This is a genomic window from Shewanella sp. BJSY2023SW007 (assembly GCF_047314525.1).
Classification (GTDB): domain Bacteria; phylum Pseudomonadota; class Gammaproteobacteria; order Enterobacterales; family Shewanellaceae; genus Shewanella; species Shewanella chilikensis.
This window is the reverse complement of record NZ_JBKORL010000002.1, coordinates 45,948-69,297: the sequence shown is the minus strand read 5'-3', so window position 1 is coordinate 69,297 and position 23,350 is coordinate 45,948. Positions and strand designations below refer to the sequence as shown.

Below are 23,350 nucleotides of genomic sequence, written 5' to 3'. Positions count from 1 at the left end.
CTGAAAGCCCTAAAGTTATACCTTGAATTGAACTAAAAGGCGGGCAACCCTTGCCCGCCCGTTTTTCAGCCAAACTCTGCCTGTATCCATGAGAGTGGTGCCTGATACTGAGTCGGCATCCACTGCTTAAGCTGGTTGATACTGTCTGTCAGCGCGTTTTTATCCAGTACCGATAGGTTCAGGTGGCCAACCTTACGGCCGGGGCGCACCTCTTTGTCGTACCAGAACAGCTCGGCATTGGCCAGGCTCAGCCAACGGTCGTCCTTATCTATGCCTATCAGGTTGACCATCACACATTGGAAGTTAACCTGAGGCGTCATCAGTGGCAATTCGCACAAGGCCCGCAGGTGCAACTGGAACTGATCCATATGAGTGCCTGCTTGAGTCCAGTGCCCTGAGTTGTGCACTCTGGGAGCCAGCTCATTGACCAGCAGGTGATTGCCCACCCGGAAACACTCCATCGCCATCACCCCCACATACTCAAGCTCATGCATTATGCTGCTGAGCATAGTCTCGGCCTCGGCCTGCAATGGTTGCAATCGCGCCAGGGGGGCTATCGATGCCATCAGAATGCCATCCTGATGCAGATTGAGTGTCAAGGGATAAAAGAAGCACTCGCCGCTGCGGCTGCGAACCCCAACCAGAGATACCTCTTCATCGAAGGGGATCGCCTGCTCGGCAATCGCCTCATTGCGCCAATCGGCTGGGATAGTGCTCGACTCGGCTTGCTTCAACCAGTGCTGCCCCTTGCCATCATAGCCGCCGGTGCGGCGTTTCAATAGAACTCTTTCACCATATTTGTGATAAAGATCATTGGCTTGGGTGTTATCATCCAGCAGTTCCCAAGGCGCAGTAGCCACCTTGAGCTGATCCAGCAGGGATTTTTGGGTGTATCTGTCGGCGAGGCGGCCAAATACCGGGCCATTGATGAAATGGCAGTGCTGCGACAACTGCAGGCTCAGGGGCGATTCAGGCCACTGCTCACGCTCGGCGGTAATAATATCTGTGTCTGTCAGCGGCAACTTTTCATCGCTTGGCGCCATGATATCCACGGGGCGGACATCTATGGCCAGTGGTTGGCCGGCATGACGCAACATGGCACCCAGTTGGCCATCGCCCAGTACCCAAACTCTCTTGTCAGCCATCTCAGTCTTCCCTCGGATCCGGATTATCCAGTACCGCGCGGGTTTGAGCTTCGCGGAAGGCTTCGAGGCGCTCGGCCAGTTGCGAGTCCTGAGTTGCCAGCATTTGGCAGGCCAGCAGGCCGGCATTGAATGCTCCGGCTGTCCCTATGGCCAGCGTTCCCACGGCAATCCCCTTGGGCATCTGCACTATCGATAACAGGCTGTCCATGCCGCTGAGGGCCTTGCTTTGTACCGGCACGCCCAGTACAGGCAAGCGGGTCTTGGAAGCTATCATACCCGGCAGGTGAGCAGCGCCGCCGGCACCGCCTATGATGACCTTGTATCCTTTGTCTGCTGCTGATGCGGCAAATTCCATCAATTTGTCTGGGGTTCTATGGGCCGAAACCACTTCGACATGGTAGGGCACCTTGAGAGAATCCATGATCTCTGCGGCCGCTTCCATGGTGGGCCAATCACTCTTGGAACCCATTACAACAGCAACGAGGGCTTGCATGATAACTCCTTAACTACTGATTTTATTTATAATATTTTGCCTGTTTCCAGGTCGGGTACAGTAACGGAAGGTGCAAACCAGTCCCATGCGTGCTCTGCGTGGGCTTACAGGACTGGATACAAGGCGTGGTTCGCAGCTTCCTTATCCCGGCGTTGTTCCCAAGGCCGGGCGATAATGGCTGCAGATAATATCATGACAGGACGGCGCGCGCTGCCCTTGAACACTGTGTTTCGGACAAAAATCAGCCCGAATAAAAGATGCGATAGAGGCGGCCTTGGGCATCGTCGGCTATCAGCAAGGAACCATCCGGTAACTGCAGTACATCGGCGGGGCGTCCGGATACGGTTTCGCCCTTGAGCCAGCCTTCGGCAAACACCTGAGGTTCACCGGCCTTGCCCTGTTTTATCGGCACGAAACGCACTCGATATCCTACCTTGCTGGACCGGTTCCAGGAGCCGTGCTCGGCAATAAAAATGCCGCCGTGATAGGCCTTGGGGAAGCTGTCGCCGCGATAGAAGGTCATCCCCAGCGCCGCTACATGAGCACCCAGCTTGACTTCAGGAGAGCTGAAATCGGCAGGCTGCTTACCTTTGCCGAATTCAGGATCCAGGGTATCCCCTTGATGAACGTAGGGATAACCAAAATGTTGGCCGCGCTGACTCAAATGATTGAGCTCATCGGCTGGCATATCGTCTCCCATCATGTCGCGGCCATTATCGGTAAACCACAGCTGGCCACTGATAGGGTCGAAGTCGAAACCGACACTGTTGCGCACACCGGCGGCTTCGAGCCTTGGTTGTTTGCTTTGGAGATCCAGGCTGATTATTTTGCTGTAGTCGCTGCCGGCATCACAGATATTGCAAGGCGCACCTATGGGTATATACAGGCGGCCGTCGGCGGCAAACTTGAGGTATTTCCAGCCGTGATGCTTATCTGTGGGTAAGTCATCATAAAAGATTCGATAACTCGGGGAAGCACTCTGACTCAGTTGCTGCTCGATATTGTCAAAGGCGAGAATTTGGCTCACGGCGCCCACATAGAGAGTCTGGTCCCGAAAGGCTAGCCCGGAAGGCATATTGAGCCCGGAGGCGATCACTTTGACCTTGTCGTGGCGGCCATCGGCATCTGTATCTATTGCGGCATAGACTTTACCTTCGCCGCGACTGCCGATAAAGAGTGTGCCTTGGCTGCCAAGCGCCATCTGGCGGGCATTGGCGACATTATCCAGATAGACTTCTATCTCAAAGCCCTGGGGCAGGCGGATATCCTTCAGTACCGATGGCGCTGAATTTTCAGCCAGTGCAGAGCCACTCACGGTAGCTGTCAGCAAAGCCGCCGTCGAGAGAGCCGCTGCAAGCGAGATAGCGCGGCGTAGCGGGCGCAGTGAAACGGATGAATGCATAGACATAAGGCCTCCTTGCGGTTGGGCATATCAGTATGACCTGAAATGAAGGCAAATAAAAAGGGAGGCCGAGCCTCCCTAAAATTGACTTTCTAACCAGTCCGTTATTTAACGGATGCTTTGCTGCCAAGGGCGGTGCTTTTTTCCATCAGTCCCAACGCCGACAAGCCGGTGATCACGTCCAGATTGGAGGTCATGCCGTTGCCGCCACTGCCGTTGATATAGTTCTTCGGCATATCCACCTTGAAGTTGGGCAGGTTCTGATACAGGGCGTTGGCCACATCCCGGTTCAGCTCGGCCAGATACACCTTCTCATGAGCACCCAATGCCTTGTATTTCGCCGCCAGTACGTCGGCTTCGGCTATCCCTTTTTCACGGATCGCCTTGGCCTCAAACATGGCCGAGGCCGAGTTGGCTTTCTGGATCTCCAGGTTGGCCTGGGCGATTTCCAGCTCCTTGGCCTTGCTCAGAGTGGCGATATCTTTCTTCTTGCGTTCTTCCACCAGTTCACGCTCGGCGATTTGCCGCGCCACTTCAACCTCTTTTTGCTGGGCAATAACCGCCAGCTCCTTGGCACGCTGGGCATCCTGTACTTCGCGGGTCCGCTGGATCTCTTTGCGCAGCTGCTCCGTCTTGGCCTGAGCCTTGGATGTTTCCTGCTCCTGAATGGTGCGGATCCGCTCGGCAACCAGTTTTTTCTTGTCGGTCAATAGCTTGTCCAGCTGATCTTCCGGCTTGGGATCGCCAATGGTGACCTGGGTGACCGTGATGCCATAGTGTTTAAGCGGGTTGTCCTGACGTACAGGATTACCGCTCTTGTCGGTAATAGGCACTGTCTTCCACACCAATTGTTTGGTGGCTTGCAGCTTGTTGGAATCTTCCTGATCGAAGCCAACCGGCACCAGATCCACCTGCTCGACTTCAACCTGGCGCCGCTCAGTGGTGTAGATACCGTTGCTGAGCTGATCCGACAATTGTGCCTTGAACTGATTGAGGCCGCCCTGGAAAAACTCTTCGCCGGTATATTGGGTCGAGGTGATCACAGTGACGTTGCGGGCGTTCTTGATCAACATGGTGTCAATCAGGTTGTCGTTGGAGCGAAACTCCCGATGCATCGTCTTGAGCTGCTCGGGATCATAAGACAGCTTGAAACGGAAAGTGGCCGGTACCTGGCCTGTGTAGGTATCGGCAAAACGTACCTGCAGCGCCGGCAGACGTTGGTAGAATACCTCGCCCTGGTTGTTGCCAAAGGAGACGGTAACGACCTGATCATAGCGGGTTATTTTCGACAGAAACGGCATGCGAAAGTGAATGCCGGGCTCGGTGAACACATCCAAAGAGCCGGTAACATTGTTTTGATGCACATAGGTGTAACCGGCATCTGTCATCAATACTGAGCTTTGGGCAATACCCAGGGCCGCCAAAACGCCCACCCCAATCAGAATGCGCTTGGGGGTAAAATAGGATTTAAAACCTGAGGTACTTTTCAGTTCCATCTAATCTTCCTTAATTGAGTTCCAATACGAAATTGACATAATCCGGGTATTTCTGCTGCCAGGCATCATCAAAGAAATGTCCGCCCTGATGCGGTTTGACCTGCAGTTGATTACCCGGGCTAAAAAATTGTTCCAGCTGTTTATCCAGCGCCAGATTACTGCTGTGCTCCTGTTCGCCGTATGAGATAACCAGTCGCTTACCGGCGGGCGCCGAAGCCTGGATTTCGGTTTGCATACCGCCTGCAGACAATAGCAGGGCGCCGACATAATCATTCGGGTGTTTGGCCAGCAGGTGAGCGCTGTGAAGGGCACCCTGGGAAAAGCCCATCAATGCCACTTTCTGCCTGTTGACAGGGCTGTTCTTTGCCGCCTTGGCTAAAGCCTGCTGCACTGCCTGGTGACTGGATTCGGTTTCGGTTCTGGCCCAGCGGAAGCTGTGCTCATTGAGCTTTTCCGTGCCGTTGATGCCGATAAATATTGCCCGTTCAGTTGTCAGCAGTTTGGCCATATGGGCACTGTTACTGCCTTCGGTGCCATAGCCGGATAACCAGACCAGCACGGGCCAGCCATCTTTGGGGGCAGGCCCCTTGGGTTGGTAGATATAAGCCTTACCCGTATCCTTGGCGTGCTGAAGATAACGGCTCTGACTGTTTTTAAGTACAGTGCGGTACTCATCCGTGTCTCTGATGGCGTTAAGTTCGTCGTCTTCCTCGAGCATGATATATTGCCACAGGCCACGGTTGTCGGCTTGCAACAGCATTTCGATGGCTTGCTCTTTAAGTTCCAGCATTGCCAGAGTACCGGCGGCTTGATAGGGCGCCCAGATATTACTGCTATCGCGCTCAGTAGCCATCAGGTAATAGGCGAGGGCGCCGGCGTAGTTGTTGTAGCGGCTTTTTTCATTATCCCCCTGGGCGATAAAGTCTTCCGCATTGGCCTGACTCAGATACAGGTTGGCTATCGGGCTCATCGCCTGCCAGCGGATCTCTGCCTCCGTTTTTTCTTCATCTGCCAGCGCCAGTTGGCTTAGGCAGAGCAGTCCCAGTCCGGCTCCCCATTTCAACAGGTGGTAGCGCTTAGTGTGTTTGGTTTCCATCCCCAGTCCTTTGTCTTGTGGCGGCGATTCGCATTGCACTTTTTCGAGTGCTTTTTTAGTCAGCGCGCATACTAGCAGATTAGCTTTAGTGGGGGGATAGCCAATTTCTTACAATTGTGTCAGTAGTTTGCGATGATTATTGCTTTGGCTGGATAAGCGAGCGCCCGGGTAAAACCGGGCGCGGGAAGATATAAGCAACGGCAAGTTAACGCTATTGTGCCGGTTTGCTCTGGGTGGCTTTTGCAGGAGTTTGGCCATCCGTACTGAGCGGCACCTGTTCTTCAATCAGCTCTCTCAAAGTGGGATAGAACTTGAGTACACCTTCGATAGGCTGAACCTTGGCCTTGGCCAGGGTCCGGATCGGCTGGAACTGCAGATCGGCAACCAGCAGACGGGTATCGTTACTTTGGCATTTGCGTATCAATTTATTCAACGCCGCCATGCCACCGGCATCGAGAATCGACACCCCATCCATATAGAGCACGATTGTTTGTTTATTCTGGGTCATTTGCGCGATTTCAGCAAAGATGCGCTCTGCCGCGGCAAAAAACAGCGGGCCGTTGATCTTCAGTACTACCCAATCGTTCGGTAACGGCCGGTCAATATAACGTTTATTGTGGCTGATATCGTAGAGCCGGGTCATCTCGGCGATCTCTTTCATAAACAGCAGGGCTGCCAGCATGATCCCGAAGGAGATGGCGATCACCATGTCGAACGCTACCGTCAGGAAAAAGCAGCTTAAGAACACCCAGATATCGCTGCGCGGCGCGGTTTTCAGCAGTTGCCAGGCTTTGGGAGCTTCGCTCATGTTCCAGGCCACTACCAGCAGCAAGGCCGCCATGGCAGCCATTGGCAGGAAGGAAAGTAAGCCTGCCAGCGCCACCAGCCCCAGGAGTACCACCAGGGAGTGGATAATTGCCGATATCGGGCTGAAAGCACCGGCCTTGACGTTGGCCGCGCTGCGGGCGATTGCGGCTGTGGCTGTGATACCGCCAAAGAAAGGGGCCACTATATTACCTATCCCCTGGCCAAGCAGCTCACTGTTGGCGCTGTGACGCTTACCTGTCATGCCATCGAGCACGACGGCGCACAGCAGGGATTCGATGGCGCCCAACATGGCGATGGCAAAGGCAGCCGGAGCCAGCGCTTTTACCATCTGCCAGGAAAGCCCCAGAGGTTCCCCATCCGGCCCAGGTTGCAGCCAAGGCCACTCAAAGCTTGGCAGGAAGGGCGGAATGCCATTGCCTTGGCTACCATCGGGCAGTAGATAATGGAAGCGGCTGCCTATGGTTTCTACCTCTTGCCCAAAACTGCCAAGCAGCAGTGCAAGTAGACTGCCGACTATGATAGCCGGTAGATGCGCCGGCACAGGCAACTTCAGTTTTGGCCATAACAACATTACAGCCAGAGTGACCAATGCCACCACTAAGCTGGGAAAATCGGTTTGTGGCAGCGCCAGCGCCAGTACCTGCAGCTTTTCACCGAACTGCTCCGGCATGCTGTCTATGGGGAGGCCGAAGAAGTCTTTCAGCTGCAGAACGGCAATGACCACGCCTATCCCGGCGGTAAAGCCCAGCGTTACCGATTGGGGAATATATTGGATAAGGCGACCAAGGCGCAGCAGCGCCATGGCTATCAGAATCCCCCCTGACATCATCCCCGCCATTAGCAGACCGGCGAGACCAAACTCCTGGGCTATGGGATAAAGCAGCACCACAAAGGCGGCGGTTGGGCCAGAGATGGAATAGCGTGAGCCGCCGGTAAGGGCGATGATAAAGCCGGCTATGATAGCGGTATAGAGACCATATTGAGGGGCAACACCACTGGCGATAGCCAATGCCATGGCCAATGGAATGGCGATGATCCCCACTGTGACCCCGGCCATCAGATCCTGGCCAAAGTGCTTACCACTATAGCCTTCCTTGGCGATGACTTCACGCAGGGCATGGCCCAGGCGCAAAGAAAAGAGTTGGGTTCTGAAATTGCTTATGTGAGGCACGTCGACAGGGCTCCAGAAAATCGAACACGGCTTGTGGCCGGAAAAAAAGAGCCGTTATTTTAGGCTTCTGCAAACCCATCTTGTGTGATGTATGGCTCAAAAGCTAAATTTTAAGCTTTTTTTTGGGTTGAAAGTGTGTTTGGTCGGAGGTGGTTATGCTTCTCAGGTTTGCCCATCTTTTTTCTCTGCCTTGGTCGCTTGGTGTTTCTCAGCCATCATCCAACAGCGCTTTGGTTTATTGGCAAGATTTATTGTGGGTTCAATAACCCTTTTGCTTCTGCTGTCCGTTTGCAATAACAACAGCCAAATAAGGAGAAATGTTATGAAGGCGACAATGTTAGCAGGCACGTGCAAGGTGAGTACCAAAGGGAAGATGGGGATAAATCAAAGCGCGGCCATTGCCGGGCGCCGCTATCATCTTAGCCTGTTGACCATTTTAGTTGGTAGTTTGGGGTTGGCCGCTTGCCAGCCACAGCAGTCCCATGAGCCACCCAAGGTCGCCAATCAAGCGAGTGAGCCTCAGTCCTCTGAGGTTGAAACTACTGTGCTGCCAAGCAAAGACCCCGGGCAGGATATTGTGAATGCTATAACCCAAGCGCAAGCCCAGAAATTAGCCGTCAGCGACGCCGCATCGCCGCGGACTTTGTATCAGCCCAATGTCCAGCCAAGAAGCTTGAGCGTGCCATCTGAATTGACTCTGGCGGATGTGAATTATCCCAGCGCCACAGTGCTTGCCAATGGCTCGGAGGTGTATATCGCCAACGGCATCATGGTGGCGGGCGAAACGCCGTTATCGACCTTTTCCGTCGACGTGGACAGCGGCAGTTACAGCCTGATGCGGCGCAGTATCAACCTGGGAACATTGCCACCCAAGGGCACAGTGAGAGTCGAGGAGTTGATTAACTATTTCGACTACAACTACCCACAGCCGGACAAAGGCGAGCCTTTCTCCATCAGTACTGAGCTGGCACCGTCACCTTACAATGAAGGCAAGATGCTGCTGCGTATCGGGCTTAAGGGCTATGAAGTGCCGGCCAGTCAGATAGGCGCCGCCAACCTGGTGTTCTTGCTGGATGTTTCCGGCTCCATGTCATCGCAGGACAAGTTGCCGCTGCTGAAATCGGCCATCAAAATGCTCAGCGATACGCTCACCTCACAGGATAAGGTGTCGATAGTCGTCTACGCCGGTGAGGCCGGCGTAGTACTGGACGGTATCAATGGCGCCGATAGCGAGAGCTTAGACGCCGCTTTGGCTGAGCTTAAGGCCGCCGGTGGCACCAACGGCGGTGAAGGAATCCAAACAGCTTACCGTTTGGCCCGCAAGCACTTTATCAGCGGCGGGGTAAATCGGGTTCTGCTGGCCACCGACGGCGACTTCAATGTGGGCCTGACCAGCAGGCAGGAGCTGCTGGCGCTGGTTGAACAACAAAAGCAGCAGGGGATAGGCCTGACAACTCTGGGGTTTGGCCTAGGCAACTACCGCGACAGCATGTTGGAGCAGTTGGCGGATAAGGGTAATGGCCAATACGCTTATATCGATACCCTCAACGAGGCTCGTAAAATCCTGGTGGAGCAGCGTAGCGGCACCCTGCTGACCATAGCGTCGGATGTCAAAGTGCAGCTTGAGTTCAACCCGGCGCTGGTGGCCGAGTATCGCCTCATCGGCTATGAGAACCGCACCCTCAAACGGGAGGATTTCAACAACGATAAGGTCGACGCCGCCGAAATGGGCGCAGGGCATGTGGTGACGGCTCTGTATGAGCTCAGCCTTACGGATTCAAATAATCTGGCCAACGATGCATTGCGCTATGGTCGCGACCCTGTCAGCGGCAAGGAAAAATACAGCCGTGAAGAGCTTGGCTATCTGAAACTGCGAGCCAAACCGCCCTTGAGTGACAGCAGCAAAGACAGCAAGAGTCGGCTTTATACTCACGCCATTCGCTTGGACTCGGCCCAAAAGTCGCTTGCGCTCGCCAGTGATGATCTGCGTTTCGCCGCGGCGGTAGCCGGGCTTGGGCAACTGCTTAACGGCTCAGTGTATCTGCACGACTTTGACTGGCGCCAGGTCGCCGAGCTTGCCGATTCGGCCAAGGGCGAAGACCCATACGGTTATCGACATGAGTTTGTCAGCCTGGCTCGCAGCGCCGCACTGTTGGCCGAGCAACCCGGGATTAAGAAAGCCATGATTAACAAAATCAGCGCCGAACCTATGTCCGAACCCATGCTTGAACTTATGCCGGCCTCCGGATTTAAGCCGCTGGAATAGGGGCATAGGCAAAACTGAGACCCAGAGTCGTGCCATTGGGGTTTACAGTCCAATGGCATGGGGGCAAACTCTCATCCCAATAGCCAACTAAGCTGCCGGTCAGGAGAGAGAATTTGGAACAGCAAAGGCAAACGGGATTGCCAAGTGGCGAGGATGAGACCTGGATGCTGGCTTATGCCGCCGGAGATGCCCAGGCCTTTGAGCGCCTCTATCTTAAACATAAGGGCGGACTCTACCGGTATTTTGTCCGCCAGTTAAGTGACATGGCCTTGGCTGAAGACTTGTATCAGGAAACCTGGAGCCGGGTGATCAAGGCGGCGCAGAGCTATCAAGCCAGTGCCAAGTTTACCACCTGGTTGTACCGGATAGCCCACAACCTGCTGATTGACCATGTGCGGGCGGTTAAACCGGTCGACAGTCTCAGCATAGATGAGGACGAGCCGGATGCGCAGGCCAATCTGGTGGGCCCACAAACCGCCGAGCCGGATAGCGAGTTGCTGCGAAGTCGTCAGGTCGCCTGGCTCAAGGAGTGCATCGGTCTCTTGCCCCAGGTGCAGAAGGAAGCCTTCTTGCTGAATCAGGAGTCCGGGCTGACGGCGCAACTGATCAGCGAAGTGGCCGGGGCGACGCTGGAGGCCACCAAGAGCCGGATACGTTATGCCTATCAGAGCCTGCGTGACTGTTTGGGGCGCAAGACCCAGGAGAGCATTGAATGACAGAGAACAAACGCGATGATGCTGCCACGCCAGAGTCGCAGATAGATGCGCTCTATCGTGAAGGTGCTGTCGAGCAGCCGCCCCAGACCTTGGATCAGCAAATTCTGCAGCAGGCGAGGGACAACTGCCGCCAAGCGCCAGAGGTGATCCGTCCGGCGCCCGGTTTCTGGCAAAAGCACAGATATGGCCTATCTGCCGCGGCTTCTGTGATGCTGGTGGCAGGACTGTTTATTCTGAATCCCGAACTGCGAAATTCATCGGCGCCGCAGCTTAGTGCCCCGGCCAGTCTGGAAATGAGCCCGCAGGCAGATAGCGCTGAAGATGCGGCGCAGCCCGCCAGGCTGCAACCCATGACCGCCAAGCGAGCGGCACCTCAGGAACAAGCTGTTCAGCAACAGGATATGCCTCCTCAAGAAAGTGCTGTAAAGAATCGCGCCGTGGCAGAGGATACTGTGCAGCAAAGAGCGAGAATGGCCCCCAGGCAGCAACAAGCTCTGGCCGCGTTGCCAAGGGATATCGACGGCCGTTTGGATCGGCTGACAAGTGCCATCGAAGTCGGTGAACTTGAGCAGGCGGCAGTGCTGGTACGAGGCATAGCCGCAGATTATCAACTGACGCTGCCGGATACCTTGGCCAAGGCCTTGAATCCAAATGAATCGGCCCAGGTGGAAGAAGCGGCACTGCAGCAACTGAAGCAGCAGTCCTTTATCCATCAGGATACGGCGCCCGAGAATGCGCAAGTGCTTAACCGGGAGCAGAGCGAGCGCTGGCAAGCCTTGCTTGAGCGTCTCAAGCAGAGTCTCGAAGTCAAAGAGAATCACTGAGACTAAGGACTGAGCTTAACTTAAAAAGAGTTATCGGGAAGTCCGTCAGTTTTAATCCATCACGGGGCAGGGAGCCTGCCCTCATTTTAATAACAGGAGTTTTTATGTTGACCGCCGATGATGTTATCCAGGCACTCGAGCTTGAGCCCCATGTTGAGGGCGGGTATTTCGGTCGTTCATTCGTCTCGGACAGCCGGTTTGATGACAGCCGTAACCTGTGGACCAGCATCTACTTTATGCTCAAGACGGGTGAAAAGTCCCACCTGCATCAACTGACGGCCGATGAGATGTGGTACTTCCACAGTGGTGAGTCGCTGACCATCTATATGATCTCCGAGCAGGGTGAGCTGACCGAGGCTCAACTCGGGATGGACTTGGCCAAAGGTGAGCGGCCACAGGTCTTGGTGCCCAAAGGCACTATCTTTGGTTCGGCAATGAATAACCCGGGCTATTCGCTGGTAGGTTGTATGGTGGCACCTGGCTTTACCTTCGATGACTTCAAGCTGTTTGGCCGTGATGAACTGCTCGAGCGTTTCCCTCAGCATCAGGCGTTGATAAACCGCCTGACCCGCGACTAGCGAGCTTTACAAGGTTTACGCTTATTTTGAGCCGTGACTTTTAAACCGCTATTTTTAAACCGCTATTTTTGAACAGTCAAATCCCCGGGGGGCAGGTGCTAACCTGCTCCCGGTCTTTTAGCCCAAGTTAGTGGATAATTCTCAGTCTTAATACCGCCCAGGTGGTGCAGATATTGGCCTAAGATAGGGGATAAGCACCTAAACTGAGTTTTATTTCAGGGATTATTCACCGGCCCTTGCGCTATCTTCCTCGGGAAAGACAGCGCAATGGAACCAGGGAGTAACAGCAGGCAACCCAGGCTGTATGCCAGCAGATCCAGCCAATCGAAGTGGCTGCCGATAACGATTCGTGCCAGGCGAATATGGCCCAGCCCCAGCTTATCCACCAAGCCAAAGGCCTGGCCAAACTCTATGGCGAAGGCAAATGCCAACACCAAGGGAAACAGCAACCGACTTGCCCAGGGGCTCACGGTTTTAAGGGCGCAAAACATCAATATGACTACCAGCAGATCGCCGATAAACCCGCGGATGAAGCCGGGCGGGGCGTAGCGGGCTATCAATACTTCAATACCGAATAATAAAACAGTGGCCAAGGCAAAATGCCAGCGCTTCAAGCCATCGAACCAGGGCACAGGTTTCATTGGGGCTCTCCCGTCAGCAAGTCGGCGTTTTGCTCGGCAAAAAGGTGCATCTGTTCCAGCAGCGGCAACAGTGCCATTCCAAGCGGACTGAGACGATAGTCGACTCTGGGTGGCACTTCAGGGTAGAGAGTGCGGGTGAGTACGCCGTCTTGCTCCAATTCCTTTAGCTGAGCGGTCAGCACTTTTTGACTGACACCGGGCAGATGTCGTTTTAGGTAGCTGAAGCGCTGTGGTTGCTGTTGCAGCAGGAACAGAATGGCGGGTTTCCACTTGCCGCAGATCAGCCGCAGAACCTGATAGGCCGGGCAGAGAGGGGCTTGCTGATTGAGAGTCATAAGGCTGGGCGCAAGTTACTTTAGGGTAACTATGCCACTAATTTGTGCCTCCTTGTAGCGAACGCGCAGCAGTTTTATGATTTTATCAGGAAGGTCCTCACGGCGCTCTCTTGAAAGAGAGCGGCTAAAACAGTGACAGGCGTTCAAGGCCTGTCACTTGTTTGTATCTTCCCTGACATTTATCCGCAAACCAAGGGGAGGGTTGAATGACCACTCTATTGCAAATCGATTTTGAATTTCCCGCCGAAATGATGGGCGATGCCCTGACTGAGCAAGCCAAGCCTCTGGCCGAGTCCATTACCCGGGAGCCGGGTTTCATTGCCAAAATCTGGACTGAAAACCCACGCAGCGGCGAGGCCGGTGGCATCTATCTGTTTGAAGATGAAGCCAGCGCCGAAGCTTACGCCTGCATGCACTCACAACGAGTGGCGGCCATGGGCGCCCACAACATACGCATCAGGCTGTTCGATGTGAATGAATCCTTGAGCAAAATAACCCACGGCTGGCCGCTATCAGTTTGATTTTTCAGTATGCCTGCCGACACATTTGCTAAAACTTCTGTCGTCGGCAACAGCTGAATCCCGCTGCTTTCTCTGTTAACTTGTTGGGCTCGTAAAACCGTACCAACAGACTAATAACAGAGATAGAGGCATTCATGAAACTTCGTCACTCCGTGGCCTGCTGTATGCTGGCATTGGGAACTTTGGGCAGTGCAGCCGCCTACGCCGCAGAAGCGGGCCAGGGCTATTACCGTTCGCCCGCGATTCATGACAACACCCTGGTGTTTACTGCCGAAGGGGATATCTGGACTCAGAAGCTCGGGCAGGACAAGGCCGCCCGGTTGACCAGCCTGCCGGCCGAAGAGTTGAATGCCAAGATCTCTGCCGATGGAAAATCGCTGGCGTTTACCGCCAACTATGACGGTGCCCAGGAAGTCTATGTGATCCCCATGAGTGGCGGGATAGCCAAGCGCGTCAGTTTCGAAAACAGCCAGGTACGGCTGCAGGGCTGGACCGCAAATGGCGAAATTCTCTATGCCACAGACAATGCCCAAGGGCCGGCGAACTACTGGGTGCTGCGTTCGGTAAACCCGGATACCCTGACAACCCGCGATCTGCCGCTGGCCGATGCCATAGAAGGCGTGGTTGACCCACAAGGCGAGTATGTCTACTTCACCCGCTTTGGGCTGCAAACCACAGGGGATAATGCCAAGGTGTACCGCGGCGGCGCCATGGGTGAACTGTGGCGTTATCAACTGGGGCAGGACAAAGAGGCCGTGCGGCTGGCCAAAGAGCATCAGGGCTCGCTGCGTCATCCCATGCTGTGGCAGGGACGGGTCTATTTTGTCTCGGATGCCGATGGCAACGCCAACATCTGGTCTATGGCCAGCGATGGCTCAGATCTTCAACAGTTGACTCAATATCGTGATTTCGAAGTGCGCAGCCCCTATCTGGATGGCGGCCGCATAGTGTTCCAGCTGGGCGCCGATATTCACCTGTGTGACCTGGCTTCCGGGAAGGAGCAGAAGCTGGATCTGCGTCTGGCCTCCGACTTCCCCGAGCGGCGTGAACATTGGGTTAACGATCCGCTCGATTTTGCCACCAGTGCCAGGCTGGCCCCGGCAGGAGACAAGGTGGTCATCACTGCCCGCAGCCATGTGGCGCTGGCGACTACAGATGGTTCCCGTCTGGTAGAGCTGGACTCGGACGGCAAGCATAGAATGCGCAACGCACTGATGAGTCATGACGGCCGTTGGGTCTATGCCATCTCGGATGCTTCCGGTGAGCAAGAGATCTGGCGTTATCCCGCCGATGGCAGCGCTGGCGCCAAGCAGCTGACCCAAGATGGCAACACATTGAGAATGAGTCTGGAGCTGTCGCCCAATGGTCGTTATTTGGCCCATGATGATTATGCCGGTAATTTGTGGCTGCTGGATCTCAAAGACGGCAGTAATAAGAAGATAGTGACCAACAACGAAGGTCTTGGCCCCTATGCCGATATCCGTTGGTCGCCGGATAGCCGCTTCCTGGCTTTGACTCGCTCGGAAGTCGGTGCCCAGCGCAGCCAAGTGATGCTTTACTCACTGGAATCCGCCAAGGGCGAGATGCTGACCAGCGACAAGTACGAGTCTTTTTCGCCCAGCTTCAGCCCGGATGGTCAGTGGCTCTATTTCCTGTCAAACCGTGAGTTCCAGGCCACTCCTTCTTCGCCTTGGGGCGATCGCAACATGGGCCCCGTATTTGACAAGCGTAGCCAAATATTTGCCCTGGCATTGAGTCAGGATGCCCGTTTCCCATTCCAGCGTCCCAACGAACTGCAAGGCGTTGCTGCCGGTGATGAAAAGGCCGCCGACGATAAGCTGAAAGTGGATTGGCAAGGCCTGAAGTCGCGGCTGTGGCAAGTCCCCATCGAGGCGGGTAACTACCAGAAACTGCAGGTGCTGGACTCTGGGTTCTATCTGCTAGATAGCGATATCACAGGCAAACAGTCGGCGCTCAAGCTGGTGAAGTTTGACCCTTTGAGTCCCAAGTTGGAAACATTCGCAGGTGATGTGCGCGATTATCAACTCTCGGCCGATCAGAGCAAGGTATTGCTGCGGAAGCAGAGCAATCCCAAAGAGATGGTGATAGTGCCAGTGGGTGACCAACTGCCGGGCGATCTCAGCAATGCCGTGGTGCAAACATCCCAGTGGCAACTCGCCATTCAACCGCGTCAGGAGTGGCAGCAGATCTTTGAAGATGCCTGGCTGATGCACAGAGACTCTTTTTTCGACAACAAGATGCGCGGGGTCGATTGGCAAGCCGCCAAGGCCAAATATCAGCCATCGCTGGACCGGCTCACCGACAGACATGAGCTGAATGATATCTTCACTCAGATGATGGGTGAACTGGATGCGCTGCACTCGCAAGTGCGCGGCGGTGACTTTGCCAAGGATCCCGATATGCCCAAGGCCGCCGAGCTGGGAGCACGTCTGAGTCAGGTGAAAGATGGTGTCAAGGTCAGCCATATCTATCGCACCGACCCTGAACTGCCGATGCAGGCCTCACCGCTGGCGCGCCCCGGGGTCGATGTCCGTGATGGCGACATCATCACCCATATCAATGGCCGGAAATTGGCTACCCTGGCGCAGCTCACCTCTATGCTGCGTAATCAGGCCGACAAACAGGTGCTTTTGGGACTCAAGCGCGGCAGCAAACAGCACAAGGTAATAGTGCAGGCGATCAGCAACCGTGACAACGCCAAACTCAGGTATCTCGATTGGGTCAATGCCAATGCCGATAAGGTGGCCAAGGCCAGCGACGGCAAGATAGGTTATCTGCATCTGTATGCCATGGGCAGTGGTGATATTGAGAGCTTTGCCCGCGAGTTTTACGCCAACTACGACAAGGATGGTCTGGTTATCGATGTGCGCCGCAATCGTGGCGGTAATATCGACAGCTGGATTATCGAAAAGCTGCTGCGTAAGGCCTGGGCCTTCTGGCAACCTACAACAGGCGCGCCTTATGTCAACATGCAGCAGACGTTCCGCGGCCACCTGGTGGTGCTGACAGATCAGTTGACCTACTCCGATGGTGAAACCTTCTCCGCCGGCATAAAGGCACTGGGATTGGCGCCCTTGGTGGGTAAACAGACGGCGGGCGCCGGGGTGTGGCTTTCGGGCCGCAACAGCCTCACCGACCGGGGCATGGCGCGGGTTGCTGAATATCCTCAGTATGCTATCGATGGCCGCTGGGTGCTTGAAGGCCGCGGTGTCAGCCCGGATATCGAGGTCGACAATCTGCCTCTGGCAACCTTCAAAGGCAAAGATGCTCAGCTTGAGCGGGCTATCAGTTATCTCAAGGATGAACTGGTTCGCGAGCCGATACCGGCATTGAATGCTCGCCCCATGCCCCTCAAGGGCGAAGCGGACGATATTAAGTAAGCATGCAGCGATAAAAAACAGGGGATGCATTTGGCATCCCCTGTTCAGGTGTTAGGGTGTTATCGGCCAAGTGGTTCCCAGGCCGGTGACACCCGTTTTTATTGCTCAGAAATTGATTTCCACTTCGGTATCTGCCGCCAGTGAGTTGGCGATAAAGCAGTTGGCATGTGCCTTTTCGTGGATCTTTTCCAGTGTTTCCCTATCTATCTCAGTGCCTTCGGCAAAAGTGACTTCAGGGTTGAGGCTCATACGGGTCACGGCAATTTTGCCAGACTCCTTCTTGCCGATTTCTGCGGTGGCGTTATCCCGGTAGCTCTCGACCGGTAAGCGCTTCAAGTGAGCTATGGTCAGGAAGGTCAGCATATGGCAGGACGACAATGCCGCCAGCAGACTCTCTTCCGGGTTGACCTTGGCCTCATTGCCTTTGTATTCGGGGGCTGCTGACGCCAGCAGCTGTTGGCCAGTACCAAAGTCTATTTGATGATCTCGATTGAACTCTCCCTCGGGCGCCGGGCTGGTTTGCCAGGATACGGTCAGATGAAAACTCAATTGGATGCTCCTTGAGACGGTTTGCAAAGTAGCGGCCACTATAGCCTATTTGCCAAACCCTTGTCTGCCACAGGTCATCACGATTCCATTTGGCTTATTTGTTTTGGGTGTTTTCAATAATTTTGTTGTTTTATTTGGTTGATTTAATTTGTTATTTTTAATTTTTTACTTCTAATTCTTTAGTCTGATCTCTTTGGTCATTCCACCTACTTTAGTCTTGCATCTGAAGTCTTGCAGCGCTATAACAACATAGCGTGTAAACACCTTGTTTCAATTGTTAATAAAAATAATATTTCGAGATGAATCGAAATGCAGACCAAAAACAAATTGCAGGAGAACATTATGCAGGCATTTTACAAGCCCCTCGCAGCAGCGGTGACTTTGGCGCTGTGCGTCGGTGCACAGGCTGCAGATAACGAACGCTACATAGTTAAGTTCAAGGAGGGGAAAGGCCCCAGCACTATGGCGCAGATGAAGGCCATGGGTGCTAAAATGGAGCTGGATCTGTCGGCCCACAACGCCGCCGCTTTTTCTATTCCGGCTCAGGCTCTCAAGGGCCTGGCCAACAATCCCAACGTGGAATATGTCGAAGCGGATGTGAAGCGTTTTCCGCTTTCACAGATAGTGCCTTATGGTATTCCCATGGTGCAGGCCGACCAACTCAGTGACGCCCAGACCGGCAATATGAAGGTCTGTATCATAGATTCGGGTTACCAGTTGGCTCATGAAGACCTATCGGGCAACAATGTTGATGGCACCAATGATCCGGGTACCGGCAACTGGTACACAGATGAAAATCATCATGGTACCCATGTGGCCGGGACTATTGCCGCGCTCAACAATGGGGTTGGTGTGGTGGGCGTAAACCCCAACGGCAATCTTAACTTGCACATTATCAAGGTATTCAATGCCGATGGTTGGGGCTATTCATCCAGCCTGGTTGCCGCACTGGACAAGTGTGAACAGGCCGGCGCCAAGGTAATCAACATGAGTCTGGGTGGCAGCATGAAGAGCCGCACCGAGGACAGCGTCTTTGCTGCCGCCGACAGTCGCGGCATTCTGAGTATTGCTGCAGCCGGTAACGACGGTAATACCCGTCACTCTTATCCGGCATCTTATAACTCTGTGGTGTCGGTTGCCGCAGTGGATGCCAACAAGCAGCATGCGGATTTCTCACAGCGTACCAGTCAGGTTGAGCTCTCCGGCCCAGGTGTCGGCGTGCTTTCCTCCGTGCCTATGGGCACTGCGTTGGTGGCTGCGGCCTCAGTGGCCGGCAATGGTTACGAAGCCATAGGTATGGAAGGCTCACCCACCGGCAGCGCTGCCGGTACTCTGGCTGACTGCGGCACAGGTGAGAGCCAGTGTGATGCCGCTGGTAAGGTGTGTTTAATTCAGCGCGGTAATATCGCTTTCTCCGATAAAGTGCTCGCCTGTGAAAACGGTGGTGGTGTTGCGGCCATTATCTACAACAATGAGCCGGGTGCCTTGAACGGGACTCTGGGTGAGGTGGTTACCGCCATTCCGTCTGTGGGTGTGAGTGATATCGATGGTGCGGCCATGTTGGCGGCCGTGGGCAGCAATGCCAGCGTTGATATCGGCGCGGGTAACTATGCATACTTCGACGGCACTTCGATGGCGACACCTCATGTGGCCGGGGTTGCGGCCTTGGTGTGGAGTCATTTCCCTCAGTGCAGCAACAGTGAAATTCGTGCGGCATTGCGTGCCACCGCTGAAGATCTCGGCGCTGCCGGCCGTGATGATGAGACAGGTTATGGTCTGGTACAGGCCAAGGATGCTGTGGATTATCTGACTGCCAACGGTTGCTCGGGCGGTGGTACCGGCGGTGGCGGTGACACAGGTGGATGTAAGGGCAAAGGCTGTAAAAACCCGAAAAATCCTCGCTGATTGCTGGATCTCTTTTGAGATACACACTAAAAAAGCGCTGCAGCTGCAGCGCTTTTTCATGGCAGAGTTTGAGGCAGAGTTGGCTAGATAAACCAACCCGCTATCAGGATGACAGGTGCCAATATTAACGTTTTTGGTAGGCTACGGCTGGCATAGCTGAGCTGTAAAACCACAGGCAGGGCGGCCAGCGTCATCAGACCGAAAAACAGTATGCTACCGTAACCCCAATCATATTTTGTGACACACAGTATCAGGCTCATCAATAGCGTCAGCCAACCACTGACATACAATAGCTGGCTTTCCAATGTTTTTGGCGCGCGCCCCATGGACTCACGGAAATGACCGAACATGGACATGGCCAGCAGGCCAAAGGCGAGATAAGTCAACGCAATAAGTGCAATCATCATCCGCGCACCGCCTGAAGTTTTTGGGCCTTGGCCGTTTGTTTCATTGGCAGTTTCCCCAAACGCTTGAAGGCAAATAAGCCAAGGGCAGCGAAGGCCAGCGCCAGCAGATCAAATCCTGCCAATTGCCATTGACCGGCCGCGAAGTTGCTCAGCAGGTTGGCTGGCGAGGTTAGGGCGTTCAGCAGCGGCAAGAACGCCAGTGCGGCTGTCAGCGCCGCCAGTTGAGCGCGCCACATGGCTCTGTCTCGGCGCCAGATAGCCAGCAAGCCACTGATCAGCAGCAGAATAAAGAAACTGTGAACCTCCCATTGACTGCGGCCAGGTAAAGAGGCAGGCAGCAGGCGATTGGCATAGAAAAAGGCCACTGTACCCAGGGGCAGACCGAGGATAAACATCAGGTTCAGCGTTTCCACCAGGCGCAGACCCAGGCTGGGCTTGGTGCCCTGACTGATGGCTTTTTGTTGTTTCTGGCGAATCTTAACCGCCCACATCAAGGTGCCGCTGGCTATCATCACGCAGCCGCTCAGCCCCAGAAGGAAGAAGAGCCCCCGCAGTGCGGGGCCGGAGAAACGGGCTGTGTGCAAGGACATCATGGCGTCGTGAGTTGCCTTGGCGGCGCTGATGTCCTTGTCCGCGCTGTAGAGAAGCTCGCCATCAGTACCGCTGAACACCATAAACAGCTCCCGCTCTGTGACCTGCTCGCCTGTGTTGAAAGTGACCACTACCCGGCTGTTGGCATCATCCGGGTTGATCACTGACACCGACTTGAGCGGCAGTTCGGCAAAGGTTTGCTGCACCTTGGGCAGGAAGCTTGCCAGTGGCAATTGAGGCGCGGCTTCATTGGCGGCAGCTATGCGGGTAAAGCTGCTGCCGGGACGGGCTTCATTGATAAATTCCCGGCGGTCACTGTCATAGTTGACCAATATGCCCCAGGGCATATAGATGATCATCAGGGTGATAAGCCCGGTATAAGTGATCATCAGATGGAATGGCAGTGCCAGTACCGAGCTGACATTATGGGCATCGAGCCAGGAACGGCTGCCCTTGCCGGGGCGGAAGCTGAAGAAGTCCTTGAAGATGCGTTTATGGATCACTATTCCTGAGATGATCGCCAGCAGCATAAACATGGTGCAGAAACCGACAATCCAGCGCGCCGTGATGGCCGAGATATAGTGCAGATCGAAATGCAGGCGATAAAAGAAGTTGCCGCCGCGGCTCTCCCGCACTTCAGTCACATAGCCGCTGTTATCGGCCTTGACTGCATGTTCACTGAAGGCGCCGCGGCGCTGTCCCGGCTCCGGCGGCTGTTGCCAGCCATAACTCAACATGGGATGACGCTCAGTGGGGAATTCAATCAGCCAGCGCTGGGCGTTGACCGCATTTTGCCTGAGATAATCCTCGCCCTGACTCAGTTGCTCAGTAAGGCGGGTGGTATCGTAGGATTGGAACACCTCTTTGTGTAGCTCAGGCTGATTCCACAGGCTGATTTCATGGCGATAGTAGCTCAGGGTTCCGGCAAAAAACACCAATAACAGTACCCAACAAACCAGCAGGCCTACCCAGGTGTGTAGCCAGGTCATAGTTCGGAAAAAACTGTCTTTCATCTCAAGCCCCCAGCAGTTTCAGCACGCCAAACAAGGCGGCCGCCAGCAGCAGGAGTTCCTGCCAGGCCCGCAAACTGCGTTTGATGCAAAATACCCTGATAACCACCAGGGCGTAGATCAAAAAAGACAGCATCATGGCGCACACTGTACTGTCGATACGGCTCATAGGCAGGCTCACAGCCAACAGGGCACAGGCCAAAGACGCAATAAGATAACCGCCAATAATAGATGCCAGCGCCCGGTTGATAATGGTCAGGGCTTGGGGATGGCGCCTGGGAAACTGTAACAGAGATAAAGATTTCATGATTGCTGCGGATAGTGCATTGGTCATCAAGGGAAAGAGATGCGCTGATTCTATCTTAATAATGCTTAATGATAAACATTAGCATTCGTGTTTTACTTGTAAATGATGCCTGTATCAAGTTGGCCAGGGTTTGATAATGAAGGGGCTGAAAATATTGAACTGAATTAAATCGAGCTAATTACAGGCGATAAAAACAGCACTAAACAGGGAGTATGATGAACTCTGGATTAATTTTGACCATACAAGAGCAGAATAAGGCACTTATCGAGCTTTATTTGAACATTGCCCCTTGTGTTTTACGCTGAAAGCCCCAAGCTCTATAAGTGAATCAGCAGAAAAAAGGAAAACCTATGAAAATTCAGCTTTCAGGTCATCATGTTGAAGTTACAGCAGCAGTACGTAGCCATATCGAAGAGAAGTTTTCCAAAATCGCCAAGCATTTTCCCAGCCTGATTGGCTTGGACATCATTATTGCCAAAGAGCATGGCGTACATCAGGTTGATATTCGAACCAATTACGAGGGGGTGGCGGTCGCGGCCTCCGGCAAGAACGAAGTCATGTATCCGGCTATCGCCGAGGCAGGCAAAAAACTGGAAGCGGCGCTCAAGCACAGAAAGGGACAGCTCAAAGCCGATCTTCATGAAAAGCCCGAGGTGACCACCCCGGAAATAGCCCACGAGATCATCCAGGAAATGGAACTGCGTTAATTCAAGGACTTAACTTTGATGCAGAAATGAAAAAGGGACCATCTGGTCCCTTTTTCATATTCTAAATCTTTGAGATTATTCGATGATCTCGGCGTTGTGATAGACATTTTGCACGTCATCACAGTCTTCCAGCGCGGCAATAAACTTGTCGAACAGGGCGACATCTTCACCGGACACTTCCACCATGTTCTGTGGTACGAAAGTGATCTCTTCCATCTCAAAGTTGACCTCGGGGAAGGCTTCCAGCAATGCCGTCTTGGCTTTGTAGAATTCTGTGTTGGGGGCGTAGACACTGATCATGCCGTCTTCCAACTCGACATCGGCAACATCGACATCGGCCATCATCAGGGCCTCGAGCACCACTTCATCATCTTCACCGGGGAAGACAAATACCGCCTGGTGATCGAACATGTGGGCCACAGTGCCTGGGCCACCCAGTTTGGCATCATTCTTCACAAAGGCCTGACGAACCTCGGTGAAGGTGCGCTTGCCGTTGTCGGTCAGACAGTCGACAATCACCATACAGTTACCCGGGCCGAAACCTTCATAACGGGCAGTATCATAGTCTTCACCGCCACCACCTTTGGCCTTGTCGATGGCCCGGTCGATGACGTGTGCCGGTACCTGATCTTTCTTGGCGCGCTCAATCAGGCGCCGCAGTGCCAGGTTACCGTCGGGATCGACACCGCCACCCTTGGCACACACGTAGATCTCTTTCCCGTAACGGGAGTAGACCTTGGTCTTCTGTGCAGCCGTTTTGGCCATGGATTCCTTGCGGTTTTGATATGCTCTGCCCATCTTTGCAATGTCTCATCAATGCGTTGAAAAAGAGTGGCAGATTCTAGCAGCTTTCCCGCACTAAATGCACCTGTCGGCCCATCGGGCTGCCGGCAGTGTGAAGCCACGCCTGATCATGCTTACCGTCTCCGGCCGTAGAAGCTCATTACCTCGCTATAGACTT

At 54.2% G+C, this 23,350-nt stretch carries 21 protein-coding genes; 8 read left to right on the top strand and 13 right to left on the bottom strand.

Annotated features, from left to right (window positions below):
• Positions 1-65 precede the first annotated feature (65 nt).
• The 6 genes from purK to dauA all read right to left on the bottom strand — a co-directional run bounded on the left by purK (position 66) and on the right by dauA (position 7,631).
• A complete protein-coding gene (gene purK, locus ACMHXE_RS00585) occupies positions 66-1,145 on the bottom strand; it encodes a 5-(carboxyamino)imidazole ribonucleotide synthase (protein WP_101055065.1) in 1,080 nt (359 codons plus the stop codon).
• A gap of 1 nt (position 1,146) precedes the next feature.
• The gene (purE, locus tag ACMHXE_RS00580; protein ID WP_025010942.1) at positions 1,147-1,638 is read right to left on the bottom strand and encodes a 5-(carboxyamino)imidazole ribonucleotide mutase; all 492 of its coding nucleotides are present in this window, start codon (positions 1,636-1,638) and stop codon (positions 1,147-1,149) included.
• A 241-nt stretch (positions 1,639-1,879) separates the two neighbouring features.
• The gene (locus ACMHXE_RS00575; RefSeq protein WP_412500991.1) at positions 1,880-3,046 is read right to left on the bottom strand and encodes a PQQ-dependent sugar dehydrogenase; all 1,167 of its coding nucleotides are present in this window, start codon (positions 3,044-3,046) and stop codon (positions 1,880-1,882) included.
• 98 nt (positions 3,047-3,144) lie between these two features.
• Positions 3,145-4,536: an SPFH domain-containing protein gene (locus tag ACMHXE_RS00570; RefSeq protein ID WP_101055069.1), complete on the bottom strand. Its 1,392-nt coding sequence runs from the start codon at positions 4,534-4,536 to the stop codon at positions 3,145-3,147.
• Positions 4,537-4,546: 10 nt separating this feature from the next.
• Positions 4,547-5,632, bottom strand: coding sequence for an alpha/beta hydrolase (locus tag ACMHXE_RS00565; protein ID WP_101055071.1), 1,086 nt, complete (start codon positions 5,630-5,632; stop codon positions 4,547-4,549).
• A 211-nt stretch (positions 5,633-5,843) separates the two neighbouring features.
• Positions 5,844-7,631 (bottom strand): C4-dicarboxylic acid transporter DauA, encoded by a 1,788-nt coding sequence (gene dauA, locus ACMHXE_RS00560; RefSeq protein ID WP_413731099.1) that lies wholly within the window; start codon positions 7,629-7,631, stop codon positions 5,844-5,846.
• A 373-nt stretch (positions 7,632-8,004) separates the two neighbouring features.
• Here dauA and ACMHXE_RS00555 point away from each other — a divergent pair, with 373 nt between their 5' ends.
• From ACMHXE_RS00555 to ACMHXE_RS00540, 4 genes are all read left to right on the top strand, one after another.
• Positions 8,005-9,897, top strand: coding sequence for a vWA domain-containing protein (locus ACMHXE_RS00555; protein WP_413731103.1), 1,893 nt, complete (start codon positions 8,005-8,007; stop codon positions 9,895-9,897).
• A 164-nt stretch (positions 9,898-10,061) separates the two neighbouring features.
• A complete protein-coding gene (locus ACMHXE_RS00550) occupies positions 10,062-10,613 on the top strand; it encodes a sigma-70 family RNA polymerase sigma factor (RefSeq protein WP_101055098.1) in 552 nt (183 codons plus the stop codon).
• Positions 10,610-11,437 carry a hypothetical protein gene (locus ACMHXE_RS00545; RefSeq protein ID WP_413731098.1) on the top strand — a complete coding sequence of 276 codons (828 nt, stop codon included), beginning with the start codon at positions 10,610-10,612 and terminating at the stop codon, positions 11,435-11,437. Before ACMHXE_RS00550 ends, ACMHXE_RS00545 begins: the two co-directional genes overlap by 4 nt.
• 104 nt (positions 11,438-11,541) lie before the next feature.
• Positions 11,542-12,015: a cupin domain-containing protein gene (locus ACMHXE_RS00540; RefSeq protein WP_101055082.1), complete on the top strand. Its 474-nt coding sequence runs from the start codon at positions 11,542-11,544 to the stop codon at positions 12,013-12,015.
• A gap of 215 nt (positions 12,016-12,230) precedes the next feature.
• On the opposite strand, the gene ACMHXE_RS00535 is transcribed toward ACMHXE_RS00540, so the two are convergent.
• Entirely contained in the window at positions 12,231-12,656 is a 426-nt protein-coding gene (locus ACMHXE_RS00535; protein WP_224866175.1) for a DUF2809 domain-containing protein, read from the bottom strand.
• A complete protein-coding gene (locus ACMHXE_RS00530; protein WP_101055084.1) occupies positions 12,653-12,991 on the bottom strand; it encodes a winged helix-turn-helix transcriptional regulator in 339 nt (112 codons plus the stop codon). Before ACMHXE_RS00530 ends, ACMHXE_RS00535 begins: the two co-directional genes overlap by 4 nt.
• Before the next feature lie 206 nt (positions 12,992-13,197).
• Here ACMHXE_RS00530 and ACMHXE_RS00525 point away from each other — a divergent pair, with 206 nt between their 5' ends.
• On the top strand, positions 13,198-13,512 hold the full coding sequence (locus ACMHXE_RS00525) for a monooxygenase (RefSeq protein ID WP_025010933.1): 315 nt from the start codon (positions 13,198-13,200) through the stop codon (positions 13,510-13,512).
• A gap of 134 nt (positions 13,513-13,646) precedes the next feature.
• Entirely contained in the window at positions 13,647-16,913 is a 3,267-nt protein-coding gene (locus tag ACMHXE_RS00520; RefSeq protein ID WP_413731097.1) for a S41 family peptidase, read from the top strand.
• A 105-nt stretch (positions 16,914-17,018) separates the two neighbouring features.
• Here ACMHXE_RS00520 and ACMHXE_RS00515 read toward each other — a convergent pair whose 3' ends face one another.
• The gene (locus tag ACMHXE_RS00515) at positions 17,019-17,462 is read right to left on the bottom strand and encodes an OsmC family protein (protein ID WP_028781544.1); all 444 of its coding nucleotides are present in this window, start codon (positions 17,460-17,462) and stop codon (positions 17,019-17,021) included.
• A gap of 342 nt (positions 17,463-17,804) precedes the next feature.
• Between ACMHXE_RS00515 and ACMHXE_RS00510 the strand changes: the two genes are divergently transcribed.
• A complete protein-coding gene (locus ACMHXE_RS00510; protein WP_413731096.1) occupies positions 17,805-19,367 on the top strand; it encodes a S8 family serine peptidase in 1,563 nt (520 codons plus the stop codon).
• 83 nt (positions 19,368-19,450) lie between these two features.
• On the opposite strand, the gene ACMHXE_RS00505 is transcribed toward ACMHXE_RS00510, so the two are convergent.
• The 3 genes from ACMHXE_RS00505 to ACMHXE_RS00495 are packed head-to-tail and all read right to left on the bottom strand — an operon-like array spanning position 19,451 to position 21,682.
• On the bottom strand, positions 19,451-19,774 hold the full coding sequence (locus ACMHXE_RS00505; RefSeq protein ID WP_234556288.1) for a DUF3325 domain-containing protein: 324 nt from the start codon (positions 19,772-19,774) through the stop codon (positions 19,451-19,453).
• Entirely contained in the window at positions 19,771-21,378 is a 1,608-nt protein-coding gene (locus ACMHXE_RS00500; protein ID WP_413731095.1) for a PepSY-associated TM helix domain-containing protein, read from the bottom strand. Before ACMHXE_RS00500 ends, ACMHXE_RS00505 begins: the two co-directional genes overlap by 4 nt.
• Before the next feature lies 1 nt (position 21,379).
• Positions 21,380-21,682, bottom strand: coding sequence for a hypothetical protein (locus ACMHXE_RS00495; RefSeq protein WP_413731094.1), 303 nt, complete (start codon positions 21,680-21,682; stop codon positions 21,380-21,382).
• A gap of 350 nt (positions 21,683-22,032) precedes the next feature.
• Between ACMHXE_RS00495 and hpf the strand changes: the two genes are divergently transcribed.
• Entirely contained in the window at positions 22,033-22,389 is a 357-nt protein-coding gene (hpf, locus tag ACMHXE_RS00490) for a ribosome hibernation-promoting factor, HPF/YfiA family (protein ID WP_039033763.1), read from the top strand.
• Positions 22,390-22,464: 75 nt separating this feature from the next.
• Here hpf and ACMHXE_RS00485 read toward each other — a convergent pair whose 3' ends face one another.
• Positions 22,465-23,187: a YebC/PmpR family DNA-binding transcriptional regulator gene (locus tag ACMHXE_RS00485; RefSeq protein WP_101056645.1), complete on the bottom strand. Its 723-nt coding sequence runs from the start codon at positions 23,185-23,187 to the stop codon at positions 22,465-22,467.
• Between the last annotated feature and the right edge of the window lie 163 nt (positions 23,188-23,350).

What these genes read in the sequence shown, in the direction of transcription:
- purK (WP_101055065.1), bottom strand. Translation starts at nt 1,145, where the DNA reads ATGGCTGACAAGAGAGTTTGGGTACTGGGCGATGGCCAACTGGGTGCC.
- purE (WP_025010942.1), bottom strand. Translation starts at nt 1,638, where the DNA reads ATGCAAGCCCTCGTTGCTGTTGTAATGGGTTCCAAGAGTGATTGGCCC.
- ACMHXE_RS00575 (WP_412500991.1), bottom strand. Translation starts at nt 3,046, where the DNA reads ATGTCTATGCATTCATCCGTTTCACTGCGCCCGCTACGCCGCGCTATC.
- ACMHXE_RS00570 (WP_101055069.1), bottom strand. Translation starts at nt 4,536, where the DNA reads ATGGAACTGAAAAGTACCTCAGGTTTTAAATCCTATTTTACCCCCAAG.
- ACMHXE_RS00565 (WP_101055071.1), bottom strand. Translation starts at nt 5,632, where the DNA reads ATGGAAACCAAACACACTAAGCGCTACCACCTGTTGAAATGGGGAGCC.
- ACMHXE_RS00555 (WP_413731103.1), top strand. Translation starts at nt 8,005, where the DNA reads ATGGGGATAAATCAAAGCGCGGCCATTGCCGGGCGCCGCTATCATCTT.
- ACMHXE_RS00550 (WP_101055098.1), top strand. Translation starts at nt 10,062, where the DNA reads ATGCTGGCTTATGCCGCCGGAGATGCCCAGGCCTTTGAGCGCCTCTAT.
- ACMHXE_RS00545 (WP_413731098.1), top strand. Translation starts at nt 10,610, where the DNA reads ATGACAGAGAACAAACGCGATGATGCTGCCACGCCAGAGTCGCAGATA.
- ACMHXE_RS00540 (WP_101055082.1), top strand. Translation starts at nt 11,542, where the DNA reads ATGTTGACCGCCGATGATGTTATCCAGGCACTCGAGCTTGAGCCCCAT.
- ACMHXE_RS00535 (WP_224866175.1), bottom strand. Translation starts at nt 12,656, where the DNA reads ATGAAACCTGTGCCCTGGTTCGATGGCTTGAAGCGCTGGCATTTTGCC.
- ACMHXE_RS00530 (WP_101055084.1), bottom strand. Translation starts at nt 12,991, where the DNA reads ATGACTCTCAATCAGCAAGCCCCTCTCTGCCCGGCCTATCAGGTTCTG.
- ACMHXE_RS00525 (WP_025010933.1), top strand. Translation starts at nt 13,198, where the DNA reads ATGACCACTCTATTGCAAATCGATTTTGAATTTCCCGCCGAAATGATG.
- ACMHXE_RS00520 (WP_413731097.1), top strand. Translation starts at nt 13,647, where the DNA reads ATGAAACTTCGTCACTCCGTGGCCTGCTGTATGCTGGCATTGGGAACT.
- ACMHXE_RS00510 (WP_413731096.1), top strand. Translation starts at nt 17,805, where the DNA reads ATGCAGGCATTTTACAAGCCCCTCGCAGCAGCGGTGACTTTGGCGCTG.
- ACMHXE_RS00505 (WP_234556288.1), bottom strand. Translation starts at nt 19,774, where the DNA reads ATGATGATTGCACTTATTGCGTTGACTTATCTCGCCTTTGGCCTGCTG.
- ACMHXE_RS00500 (WP_413731095.1), bottom strand. Translation starts at nt 21,378, where the DNA reads ATGAAAGACAGTTTTTTCCGAACTATGACCTGGCTACACACCTGGGTA.
- ACMHXE_RS00495 (WP_413731094.1), bottom strand. Translation starts at nt 21,682, where the DNA reads ATGAAATCTTTATCTCTGTTACAGTTTCCCAGGCGCCATCCCCAAGCC.
- hpf (WP_039033763.1), top strand. Translation starts at nt 22,033, where the DNA reads ATGAAAATTCAGCTTTCAGGTCATCATGTTGAAGTTACAGCAGCAGTA.
- ACMHXE_RS00485 (WP_101056645.1), bottom strand. Translation starts at nt 23,187, where the DNA reads ATGGGCAGAGCATATCAAAACCGCAAGGAATCCATGGCCAAAACGGCT.